Below are 12,023 nucleotides of genomic sequence, written 5' to 3'. Positions count from 1 at the left end.
CAAAGGGCATTCTCTTTTTTTATTAAGCTTGTGGACGGCTATGATGTTTTCTTTCGCCGCGTCCATTTGAAGAACCAGGGCGACCTTGGCCTTCACCTCTACGACCACGACTACCACCATCACGATTACGATCGCGGTTACCATCACGATTGCGATCACGGTTTCCGTCACGATTACGTCCATCACGGTTACGGTCACGGTTACGTCCATCGCCACCGCCGCGTGCATCACGACTACGATTACGGTTACCATCACGGTATCCGCCTCCGTTACCGCCGCGTTTTTTAGAACCGCCGCCTCTTGAAACAACAGGTGGTTCTGATGTTAAAGCGATCGGAGTTGTATCCGGCTCTTTAGTCATCATTTTTAAAGCAGCAGCTACTACTGTTACAGAGTCATTTTCTTCTAACATTTCTTCTGCAATACGCTTGTAGTATGCTAAGTTTTCATTTTCAATTGTGCTTTGAAGCTTTTCAGCGATTAAACGTTGTTGACCTTCTAATGCCTCGTCAAGTGTCGGTGCATCCATGCGGTCCATTTTACGTTTTGTTGTACGCTCGATATTTTTTAATTGTCCTGATTCACGTGGTGTTACAAATAGCATTGCAATACCTTTTTTACCTGCACGACCAGTACGACCGATACGGTGAACGTATGATTCTGGATCTTGTGGAATATCGAAGTTATATACGTGCGTTACGCCTGAAATATCAAGACCACGTGCAGCAACGTCTGTTGCAACAAGAACTTCAATAGAACCTTCTTTAAATTTACGTAATACAGACATACGTTTCGCCTGAGTTAAATCACCATGAATACCTTCTGCAGCATAACCACGTAAGTTTAATGCTTCTGATAATTCATCAACACGGCGCTTTGTACGACCGAATACGATTGCAAGCTCTGGAGATTGAATATCTAATAAGCGTGTTAACACGTCAAACTTTTTCTTTTCTTGCACTTCTAAATAGAACTGCTGAATGTTTGGCATTGTTACTTCTTTTGCTTTTACTTTAATGTGTTGAGGCTCAGTCATGAAACGCTCAGCAATACGGCGGATTGGATCCGGCATTGTCGCTGAGAATAGTAATGTTTGATGTGTTTCTGGCACATCTGTTAAAATTGCTTCAATGTCTTCAATGAAGCCCATGTTTAACATTTCATCCGCTTCGTCAAGAACAACTGTCTCTACGTTTTGCAGACGAAGTGTTTTACGGTTAATATGATCTAAAATACGACCCGGCGTACCAACAATAATGTGTGGGTGTTTTTTTAGAGCACGAATTTGGCGGTTAATATCTTGACCACCATAAATTGGTAAAATGCGAACACGTTTATGCTTACCAATTTTGTATAATTCTTCTCCAACTTGAATTGCTAATTCACGCGTTGGCGCGATAACAATACCTTGAACCGATTCTTTATGTGTATCCACTTTATCTAATAGTGGTAATCCGAATGCTGCTGTTTTCCCTGTACCTGTTTGCGCTTGCCCAATAATATCTTTACCTTGCAATGCATGTGGAATTGTTTCAGCTTGAATTGGTGTAGCCTCTTCAAAGCCCATACTTTCAACAGATTGCAGTAAAGAATCACTTAATCCTAATTCTCGAAATGTTGTCAATGTTACTTCTCCTTTTCTATCCTATACTTATCATTTAAAAAAAGGCGTTTTCCGAATTTGCGGAAAAGCCCTTTTCCTGAATGCTCACGTATATAAACGGGCGTATATTCTTCACGAAAATACTTCTAAACGTTATTACACTTTATCAATTATAAGTTTTGTATGTGTAAAAAGCAAACCCAACTGTTACCTTATTTTCATATTCAGAGTTTTTTTCTTCACTTTTATTTTTTTATATTTACTGTAAGCGCTTATTATAAGTTTCTTCTATTTTCGTAACTATCATCCCTATTTATATACACCAATTATTTCAACATCGTAATTACTTCTTCTAATTTCATACCGCGAGATGCTTTTATTAATACAACATCTTTCACATCGACTACTGCTTGTAAATCTTTTACTAACTCTTCTTTATTATCATACGCCTTTACACGTTCATTAGGGAAATTAATTTTCGCTCCTTCAGCAATTTGAGCCCCTAATCTACCGTATGTGAATACATGCGAGATTTTTGCTGGATCGATTAATTTTCCTACCTCATAATGGAACTGTACTTCTTGATCTCCAAGTTCTAACATATCACCGAGCACAACGATTTTTTTAGCAAAACCATCTAAACCATTCATTAAATGGAATGCTGCTTCCATAGCCGTCGGACTTGCATTATAAGCATCGTTGATAATTGTTAAACCACTATTTGTTTTCACAATTTCCATACGCATGCCCGTCATTTGAAGTGTTACTAAACCTTCTTTCATCTCTTCCCACGTTACACCAAAATGTTTCGCAATTGCCATTGAAGCAAGTGTATTATACACATTATGTTTTCCTAACACCGGTAAGTAGAATGAAATATTTTCATCTCTATTCATTTTGAAATGTGTCCCAGTTGCTTGTAATGTTACAGTCGTTGGATAATAATCGTTTGCTCTTGCATCACCAAACGTAACCGTTTCTGTTGCTAAATTCATTTCAGGAACACGATTCGTTAATAAAGGCTCATCTCCGTTATATACGAACACGCCACCTTCTTGTAACCCTGTAACAATTTCTAATTTCGCTTCAGCAATTGCCTCACGAGATCCTAAATCCATTAAATGTGCCTCACCAATATTCGTAATGATAGCTGCATTAGGACGAGCTAACTTAGATAAGAATTCAATTTCGCCTCGGCTTGACATACCCATCTCTAATACTGCTACTTCTGTAGTTTCTTCTAAGTTTAAAATGGTAAGAGGTAATCCGATATGGTTATTGAAGTTCCCTTCTGTTTTTTGCACTTTGAATTTAGTCGCAAGAAGACTTGTTACAATATCTTTCGTAGATGTTTTACCGTTACTACCCGTTACACCTACAACTTTAACATCCAATTGATCACGATAGTTTTTCGCTAACATTTGCAATGCGGATAGCGTGTCTTCCACAAAAATAACCGGAAGATTCTCAGGTGGATTCGCTACATCTTTCATCCATAATGTAGCCACAGCTCCATTTTCAACAGCTTTATCTACAAAAGCATGTCCATCAAAGCGCTCCCCTTGAATCGGAACATACAAGTTTCCTTTTTCAATTTTTCTTGTATCAATAGACACGCCTTGAATAGTAATTCCCTCATATTGCTCTGCTAATCCAGTACCATTTACCATCTGTTCCACTTGCTTTAACATTCGCTTTATCATATAGAAACGCTCCTTACATAGAGGAAGCACTATTCCTACGAATAGTGCTTCCTCCTTTTTTGTTAGATTGTATATTTAATTTTTTGTTTTTCTTCGTGACGTTCAATCGCTAAACGAATTAGCTCTTCGATTAATTCTGGATACGGTAACCCAGTATGTTGCCATAATAGAGGGAACATACTGAACGGTGTAAATCCTGGCATTGTGTTTACTTCGTTAATATACACTTCTCCATCTTTCGTTAAGAAGAAATCAGCTCGCGTTAAACCTGCACCGTCTAATGATTGGAATGCAATAATTGCATCACGCTTAATTACATTAGATTCTTCTTCTGTCATTTCAGCTGGAATAATTAGCGCCGTATCACCATCGATATATTTCGACTTATAATCATAGAAGTCCTTTTTCGGAACGATTTCACCTACAACTGAACATTTCGGCTCATCATTACCTAGTACCCCAACTTCTACTTCACGACCTACAATATTTTCTTCTACAATAATTTTGCGATCAAATTGGAATGCCTCTACAAATGCATCCTCAAGTTCTTCACGATTTTTACACTTATTAATACCAACACTTGAACCAAGGTTCGCTGGTTTTACGAAGCAAGGATATCCTAACTTATCTTCTACTTTAGAATAAGCTGCCTCACGATTTTTTTCCCATGCACTACGAATGAAGGATGCATATTTTGCTTGTTTTAAACCAGCCTCTGCAAAGATGTTTTTCATAACAACTTTATCCATACCAGCAGATGATGCTAGAACACCATTTCCTACATAAGGGATATTCATTAATTCTAATAGTCCTTGAACCGTTCCATCTTCACCGTTTGGTCCATGTAGTAATGGGAAAATAACGTCAATAGCATTCTCCTCAGAAGCTGCAGATGGGATAATTTCTGTACTTAATGATAACGGAGAAATCGCATTTTCTGCACCGCTCATTTTTAAAGCTTCAACATCTGTTACTTCGCCTTCAATACGCTCACCGCGTACCCATTGACCTTGTTCTGTAATATAAATTGGATGAATCTCGAATTTATCTTGATTTAACGCTTTAATAGCAGCAAGAGCCGTCTGTAGCGAAACTTGATGCTCAGCTGATTTTCCACCATATAATAAACCTAATTTAATTTTCGTCAATGAAATCACCCTAACCAATTGTTTTCATTTTTCTATTTTAGCACTTTTTATAAAAATAGGTAGTTCCTATTTGAAATAAAATGTAACTTCCATAAATAATTAAATAACATCACTTATTGGTTTTTCATTTCATTTTCTATATAGCTACACAAAATAAAATGGCAATCTAATCTAGTTATGTACCTAAAATATGTAGAAATCCCCTTTTTTGTGTATGTCACCTATTCACTAAGAAGATTGTTTGGTTAGTGTGTCTTTTTGCCTTTGCTCCACAAGGCGATCTAAAGAAACATATACAATACCTGCAACTACACATCCTACAGCTAAAATTGTAAATAGAAAGTGACCAAGTAATCGATCTAATAAAAAACCTCCCAAAAGTGGACCAAATGCGCTTCCTGTAATCCACTGCAAACTTGCAGCTCCCATATAAGTCCCTCTCAAATGCTCAGGGGCCAAATTTGCTACAAATGTCATCTGTACAGGCGACATAATCATCTCACCTAACGTATATATAGCATAAACGAACAGTAGTGTTATTAAAATAATTGTAGCATTTGTATTAAATTCTCCAAACCACTTCGGTAACCACCCTATAAAAAATAATCCAATCCCGAATAAACATGCACCATATAACATCGTCTTCCCGACTGGTTTATCCGTAGCCCATTTTGAAATTTGAAACTGGAATAAAACAACTAATAATCCGTTTAACGCCATTAAATATGGATATGGATTATTCGTTCCAAAAATACGCTTCATTTCATTATCAAAATGTAGTGGCAACATGCCTTCCGTTTGAGAAAACCCCATCGAAATAATAATACCTGCTAATAAGTAAATCATTAATGCCTTATCTCGCATTACAATTTTCCAAACTGCCCCAGATTCCTTTTCTTTATGTTCTTCCCTATCTGTCCTTTTTGGCATCGTCTCTTGAATAAGAAGTAATACAAGTAACGCATAAAATAGCATTGTAGAAGAGGCAATAATAAACACAAGGTTCTTTGACAACACAACTACTGATGCTCCCATTATCGGACCAATCGCAGCACCTATATTGTGTCCCATTCGTAATAAACCATATGCCTCTGTTCTTTTTTCTGGTGCCGTTACATCTGCGACCATAGCTGATGCAGCTGGATGAAATAAAGAATTACTCAACCCTAAAAAAATAGATAAAATTGCATATGGAATAAATCCTTCTATAAATAGAAAACCGAGCATTAATAATGCATTACTTGCCATAGAAAATATCATAATAGGCTTTCTTCCATATATGTCAGCAATTCTCCCTCCTATAAGTGATCCAAAGCTTGCAGCAATTGGAGAAAGCGCCATAATAACCCCAACTTCCAACAACGAATCTACCTTATCTTTTAAATATAATGCAAAAAAAGGCATTAACATCATCATTGCAATTCCATTTAACGTCTCTCCAATAAATCGAATCCATACGTTACGGTCCATCTCCCTTAACTCACGCCACGTATTTTTCATCATTCCACCCCTTTAGTTAGCCAACAATTATCTTATAACAAGTTCAGAAAAATGTAAATTTTCAAATAAAAAAATCCATTCTAACAGAATTAGAATGGATTTTTTCGCTTATAAATTTGCAACATCTTCTTCTTTTTTACTATTATTTAAAGCACTATGTTTTCGGCTATATAAAAAGTAAACCGCTATACCAATAACCATCCATATCCCAAAACTAATCCACGCTGTCCCTGATAATTGAAGCATTAAGTATAAACAGAAAATCACTGTTAATGCTGGTAAAAATGGTACAAGCGGAGCCTTAAATGCCCTTGGTAAGTCTGGATGAGTTCTTCTCATTACGATTACCGCAACAGCTACAAGTGCAAATGCTGACAATGTCCCCATATTTACAAGATGTGCTAAAACATTTAAATCTATTAATCCTGAAATCAGTGCCGCAATAATCCCCGTTGTCCATGTATTTAAAAATGGCGTTTTAAATTTCGGATGAACTTTAGCAAGACGCTTCGGCAGTAAACCATCTCGGCTCATCGCATAAGAAACACGAACTTGCCCATACATCATAACCAGCATTACTGTTGTAATTCCTGTAATTGCTCCTACTGAAATTACCCCCGCTAAACCATCTTGTCCAATAAATTGAAGTGCAAAAGCAACTGGATCTGATATATTTAGCTGGCCGTATGGAACAATTCCTGTCAAAATAAGCGAAACAACGATATAAAGAACTGTACAAATTAATAACGATGCAATAATACCAATTGGTAAATCACGTTGCGGACGTTTCACTTCTTCTGCCGCTGTTGAAACTGCATCAAATCCTATAAATGCGAAGAATACTGTAGCCGCTCCAGCCATTACACCATCTAAACCAAATGGCATAAAGGGCGTCCAGTTTTCGGGTTTCACATAATTAAAACCAGCAAAGATAAAAATAAGAACAACTGCTATTTTAATAAATACCATAATGTTATTTACTCGTGCACTTTCACGAACACCCCTAGATAAAAGAACTGTCATCACTAAAATAATTAGAACTGCAGGTAGATCAATTATTCCACCCTTTCCTGTACCAGGAGCCGAGGAGAGAATAGTCGGAATGTGAATTCCAAACCCCTTTAATAAAGATTGAAAATATGCAGACCAACCGTTTGCTACAGCAGATGTAGCAAGTAAATATTCAAGCATTAAGTCCCAGCCAATTAAAAATGCGAACACTTCCCCCATCGTCGCGTATGTATACGTATACACACTGCCCGAGACAGGAACTGAAGAAGCAAATTCAGCATAACAAAATGCAGCAAAGGCACAAGCTAACGCGGCAATCGCAAATGATAATATAATAGCTGGCCCAGAATGTTTCGCTGCCACAACACCCGTTAGAACAAAAATACCAGTTCCAACAATTGCTCCGATTCCAAGCATAGTTAAATCTAGCGCACCCAATGTTCTTGCTAACGTTTTTTGCTTACTTTCATGCATTAACTTTGCAATTGGCTTCTTTTGAAAAATTTGCTTCATCTTTCACTCCTCCAAGTTTTAAATTTTCTGAAAATTTTTAATTCGCTTTTTTATTTTACTCATTACGCTTTTCCTAGTCAATACTTTTGTCGAAACAAGTAGAAATTCTTCTGAATATGCACGATCCTTATTATTCTTTCTATATATCTTTCCATTATTTTTTTGGTATTATTATACATGTCGATTCCGTGAAAAAGGCATGCCCCCTTATTGAGAGCATGCCTTTTTTACTTATTTCACAGTATATGAACCTTGTTCAATCCAGCTATACATATACTTTTCATCTTCTGTTTCATGTGCTTGTTTTACAATACGAAGCGGACGGAATGTGTCTATCATAACAGCTAATTCAAGCGTCTCTTTCTTCCCTATACTTGCCTCTGTTTTCCCCGGATGCGGTCCATGGGGAATCCCGCTCGGATGAAGTGTAATAGAACCTTCTTCCACACCTTTGCGACTCATAAAGTTTCCTTCTACATAGTAAAGAACTTCATCACTATTAACATTACTATGATAATATGGTGCTGGAATTGACTCTGGATGATAATCGTATAAACGTGGTACGAAAGAGCAAATAACAAAATTATGTCCTTCAAATGTTTGATGTACTGGCGGTGGCTGATGAATGCGCCCTGTAATTGGTTCAAAATCCTCTACATTAAATACCCACGGATATAAATAGCCATCCCATCCAACAACATCTAACGGGTGGTGTCCTAAAACATGTTTATGCATATAGCCTCTTGATTTTGTCATTACGACAAACTCGCCTTTTTCATCATATGTCTCTAATTTTTCTGGACCACGAAGATCTCTTTCACAAAACGGACTATGCTCTAACAATTGTCCGTATTCATTTCGATAACGACGCGGCGTTGTAATTTGGCTATTTGCCTCTACAACAAGAAACTTAGTCTCTCCTTCATCTGGAATAACACGATAAATCGTTCCAATTGGAATCGTTACATAGTCGCCTTTTCTATAGTGAATCGTTCCAAACATCGTTTCAATTTTCCCTGTTCCATAATGAACAAATAACATTTCATCGCCATCACCATTACGATAGAAATAATCCATTTTTTCTGTTGGACTCACTACTCCAATTAACAAATCTTCATTTCCAAGTATGAAATTCCGTCCACTTATTGCATCACCACTTTTTTTACTTTCTTTCGTTCGAAAGTGGCGATGAGAAAGAGCAACATCCTCTTCATACTGCAACTGACAAGAATGCGATAATGCAGAATGACCTACTTCTGTTGGCATATAATGATGATACAAAATAGACTGCGTACCAGAAAAACCTTTTGTTCCCATTACCTGTTCACGATAAAGCGACCCATCTTTTTTACGAAATTGTACATGTCGTTTATGAGGTAGTTCTCCCATGTGACGATAAAACATGCCCATCACCCGCTTCCTTTTCTTTTTTGATCGTATTACGTAGTGTACCTAAACCAGTAATCGACAGTTCTACAACATCTCCATCTTGTAGCCACTCTTCTGTACCCAGTTCTAAAATACATCCTGTTCCTACTGTCCCAGAACCAATCACATCTCCTGGATATAACGTAACGTCCTCTGAAGCACGTTCAATCATTTCAGCAAATGTATAGTAAATATCTTGGAAGTTTCCTTTTGATAATAGTTTTCCATTTACATGAGCAGTCATTTCTAAATTATATCGATCACCATTACGATAAACGTCTAATTCCTCTTTCGTAACGAGATGTGCTCCTAATGAAGTTGCAAAGTCTTTTCCTTTCGCTGGACCGAGACCTACTTTCATTTCTGTTGCTTGTAAGTCTCTCGCACTCCAGTCGTTCATAATACAATAACCAAAAATATATTCCTCTGCTTGCTCTCGAGAAATATTTCGCCCTTCTCTTCCTATTACGCAAGCAATCTCCAACTCATAATCAAGCTTTTTAGACTTTTTCGGACCAATTACAAAATCACCGGAACCAATTACAGCACGATGATTAGTAAAATAAAAAACCGGAATATCATACCATTCAGGCACAACATCTAATCCTCTTCGTCCACGAGCTGTTTTTACATGTTGTTCAAATGCGTAAAAATCTCGAATACTACTCGGATTAGGAAGAGCAGCTGTCAATTGTACTTCTTCTAAAGCATATATACCCTTATTTGGATTCTTAATATTCCGCACTACTTCTACATACTCATCCGCTTTCTCTAAAAAACCCATCATAGAAGAAGGGATTTCCCCTTCACTAGCAAGATTCATATCTATTACTTTGTCACCTTCAAGCCATCCAGCCCGTAGTTCTTTTGAAGGAAGACGAAATGTAACAAATTTCATCCTGATTCCTCCTTATAAAAATGAAATTTCCACCAGCAAAGGGACTTTTGCTGGTGGATACAAATCTTATAAGTTTCCGCGACGCTCTTGTTCTCTTTCAATTGATTCGAATAACGCTTTAAAGTTTCCTTCACCAAATCCACGAGAACCTTTACGTTGAATGATTTCAATAAATAAAGTCGGACGATCTACAATTGGTTTCGTAAAGATTTGTAGTAAGTAACCTTCATCATCACGATCTACTAAGATCTTTAATTCTTTTAACTTATCAATTTCTTCATCGATTTTTCCAACTCGTGCAGTTAGCTCATCGTAATAAGTATCAGGTGTATCTAAAAACTCCACCCCATTTGCACGAAGCGCTTCAACTGTTTTAACAATATCACTTGTTAATAAAGCAAGATGTTGTACACCAGCTCCATTATAGAATTCTAGATACTCTTGAATTTGTGACTTTCTCTTTCCGTCTGCTGGTTCGTTAATAGGAAACTTAATACGACTTCCATTCGTCATAACTTTTGACATTAACGCCGAATACTCTGTACTAATATCGTCATCATCAAAATGAATCATTTGTTTAAAGCCCATAACATTCTCGTAATAACTAACCCACTCTTCCATTTTTTCAACATTACCAACTACATGATCAACAGCAATTAAACCAGACTCCTCAAATGGAATATTAAATTCTACCTTTTGGAATCCTGGCATAAATGCCCCTTTATAATTTTTACGCTCTACAAGCGTATGAATTGTATCACCATACGTACCAATAACTGCTTTTTTCAATGTACCGTCCTCATCTGTTAATTCCTGCGGTGGAGCAATTGCGACGGCACCACGTTTCACTGCTTCTGAGTATGCTTTATCAACATCATCAACAAGTAGTGCCACATCCTTCACGCCATCACCATGAGTCTTTACAAACTCTGCAATACGATTTTCACTACTTAAAGCTCCAGACACAACGAAACGCATATTTTTTTGCACAAGAACATAAGATACCTTTTCACGGTTTCCAGTTTCTAATCCAGAGTAAGCCACAATTTTGAATCCGAACGCTCTCGCAAGATAATAACTCGATTGCTTTGCATTCCCTACGTAAAATTCCAAATGATCTACATCACGTACTGGAAAAAAGTCCTCCATTTGTGCAGCTAGCGTATCCATAGATTTTTGTTTCATAATATCTTCATCCCCCTGTAAATAGATTAAATGGTCCATACTTAAAACCAACCGAAAACGCTTCCAACATTAATTAATAGAAATTAGTTAGCAAGCTAACAAATTCTGACCTTTAAAATTTTCTATCTTTTCTGTCAAATTCCTCTTTTTTTCTTACATATAAAATTCGACTTTTTTCTCTTTGAAATAAAGCGGGATTTTATTCAGTAGATTTTTGATTATTCGTTGAATCAAGTTTCAACCGCAGCGTTTAATTAGCCATGAATGCTGGATAATGAGGTAACTTTAATACTTGAGGGTATATAAGAAGAATATAAAAAAGACTCCAACATATTAACTACTTACTAATACGTTAGAGTCTTTATTTTTTTTGAATGATTGTATTTATATATCTCATACTAATACATTTGCAAGGAATAGAATAAATGATGTTAATATTACCGCTCCACCTAAGGATCCTAATAAATCTGTTTTTGTTACTTGAAACACTTGTTCACTGTTCATATCCCTCATTCTCCTTCCTTTTTTGTTTAATTTAAAACTTCTATTATACTAATACACTTGATAAAAATACGATTAATGCTGTTAATACTACCGCTCCACTTGCTGATCCTACGAAGTCACCTTTTGTTACTTGTAATACTTGCTCTTTCATATCTTTCATTCTCCCTTCTTTTTCTTTTGTTACAAAGCTTCTATTATACTAATACGCTTGATAGAAATACGATTAACGCTGTTAATACTACTGCCCCACTTGCTGATCCTACGAAGTCACCTTTTGTTACTTGTAATACTTGCTCTTTCATATCTTTCATTCTCCTCTCTTCTTCTTTTATTACAAAACTTCTATTATACTAATACGCTTGATAAAAATACGATTAATGCTGTTAATACTACCGCTCCACTTGCTGATCCTACGAAGTCACCTTTTGTTACTTGTAATACTTGCTCTTTCATATCTTTCATTCTCCTCCCTTTTTCTTTTATTACAAAACTTCTATTATACTAATACGCTTGATAAAAATACGATTAAT

12 protein-coding genes are annotated in these 12,023 nt (G+C 36.6%); all 12 read right to left on the bottom strand.

Annotation, left to right across the window (positions count from 1 at the left end; genetic code table 11):
* Nucleotides 1-22: 22 nt before the first annotated feature.
* Nucleotides 23-1,624 (bottom strand): degradosome RNA helicase CshA, encoded by a 1,602-nt coding sequence (gene cshA / locus HMPREF1014_RS27025; protein WP_000206585.1) that lies wholly within the window; start codon nt 1,622-1,624, stop codon nt 23-25.
* A gap of 305 nt (nt 1,625-1,929) precedes the next feature.
* Nucleotides 1,930-3,306 carry a UDP-N-acetylmuramoyl-tripeptide--D-alanyl-D-alanine ligase gene (gene murF / locus HMPREF1014_RS27020; protein WP_000595964.1) on the bottom strand — a complete coding sequence of 459 codons (1,377 nt, stop codon included), beginning with the start codon at nt 3,304-3,306 and terminating at the stop codon, nt 1,930-1,932.
* A 62-nt stretch (nt 3,307-3,368) separates the two neighbouring features.
* The gene (locus HMPREF1014_RS27015) at nt 3,369-4,454 is read right to left on the bottom strand and encodes a D-alanine--D-alanine ligase (RefSeq protein ID WP_000161426.1); all 1,086 of its coding nucleotides are present in this window, start codon (nt 4,452-4,454) and stop codon (nt 3,369-3,371) included.
* Nucleotides 4,455-4,682: 228 nt separating this feature from the next.
* Entirely contained in the window at nt 4,683-5,954 is a 1,272-nt protein-coding gene (locus tag HMPREF1014_RS27010; protein ID WP_000799724.1) for an MDR family MFS transporter, read from the bottom strand.
* Nucleotides 5,955-6,062: 108 nt separating this feature from the next.
* Complete coding sequence (bcaP, locus tag HMPREF1014_RS27005) at nt 6,063-7,478, bottom strand: branched-chain amino acid transporter BcaP (RefSeq protein ID WP_000809349.1); 1,416 nt, start codon at nt 7,476-7,478, stop codon at nt 6,063-6,065.
* 231 nt (nt 7,479-7,709) lie between these two features.
* Nucleotides 7,710-8,882 carry a homogentisate 1,2-dioxygenase gene (locus HMPREF1014_RS27000; protein ID WP_013141710.1) on the bottom strand — a complete coding sequence of 391 codons (1,173 nt, stop codon included), beginning with the start codon at nt 8,880-8,882 and terminating at the stop codon, nt 7,710-7,712.
* Complete coding sequence (locus HMPREF1014_RS26995) at nt 8,848-9,804, bottom strand: fumarylacetoacetate hydrolase family protein (protein ID WP_000674000.1); 957 nt, start codon at nt 9,802-9,804, stop codon at nt 8,848-8,850. The genes HMPREF1014_RS27000 and HMPREF1014_RS26995 overlap by 35 nt, the downstream gene beginning before the upstream one ends.
* Nucleotides 9,805-9,870: 66 nt before the next feature.
* The gene (gene hppD / locus HMPREF1014_RS26990; RefSeq protein WP_000810922.1) at nt 9,871-10,989 is read right to left on the bottom strand and encodes a 4-hydroxyphenylpyruvate dioxygenase; all 1,119 of its coding nucleotides are present in this window, start codon (nt 10,987-10,989) and stop codon (nt 9,871-9,873) included.
* A 393-nt stretch (nt 10,990-11,382) separates the two neighbouring features.
* Nucleotides 11,383-11,493, bottom strand: coding sequence for a DUF3948 family protein (locus HMPREF1014_RS26985; protein ID WP_001083690.1), 111 nt, complete (start codon nt 11,491-11,493; stop codon nt 11,383-11,385).
* 43 nt (nt 11,494-11,536) lie between these two features.
* The gene (locus HMPREF1014_RS26980) at nt 11,537-11,653 is read right to left on the bottom strand and encodes a DUF3948 family protein (protein ID WP_000654250.1); all 117 of its coding nucleotides are present in this window, start codon (nt 11,651-11,653) and stop codon (nt 11,537-11,539) included.
* Between the two features lie 34 nt (nt 11,654-11,687).
* On the bottom strand, nt 11,688-11,795 hold the full coding sequence (locus tag HMPREF1014_RS26975) for a DUF3948 family protein (protein ID WP_000664237.1): 108 nt from the start codon (nt 11,793-11,795) through the stop codon (nt 11,688-11,690).
* Between the two features lie 43 nt (nt 11,796-11,838).
* Complete coding sequence (locus HMPREF1014_RS26970; RefSeq protein WP_000654250.1) at nt 11,839-11,955, bottom strand: DUF3948 family protein; 117 nt, start codon at nt 11,953-11,955, stop codon at nt 11,839-11,841.
* Nucleotides 11,956-12,023: the final 68 nt, after the last annotated feature.

This window comes from Bacillus sp. 7_6_55CFAA_CT2, assembly GCF_000238655.1.
GTDB lineage: Bacteria > Bacillota > Bacilli > Bacillales > Bacillaceae_G > Bacillus_A > Bacillus_A cereus.
The sequence above is the reverse complement of the archived record's forward strand: the minus strand, read 5'-3'. Positions and strand labels throughout refer to the sequence as shown.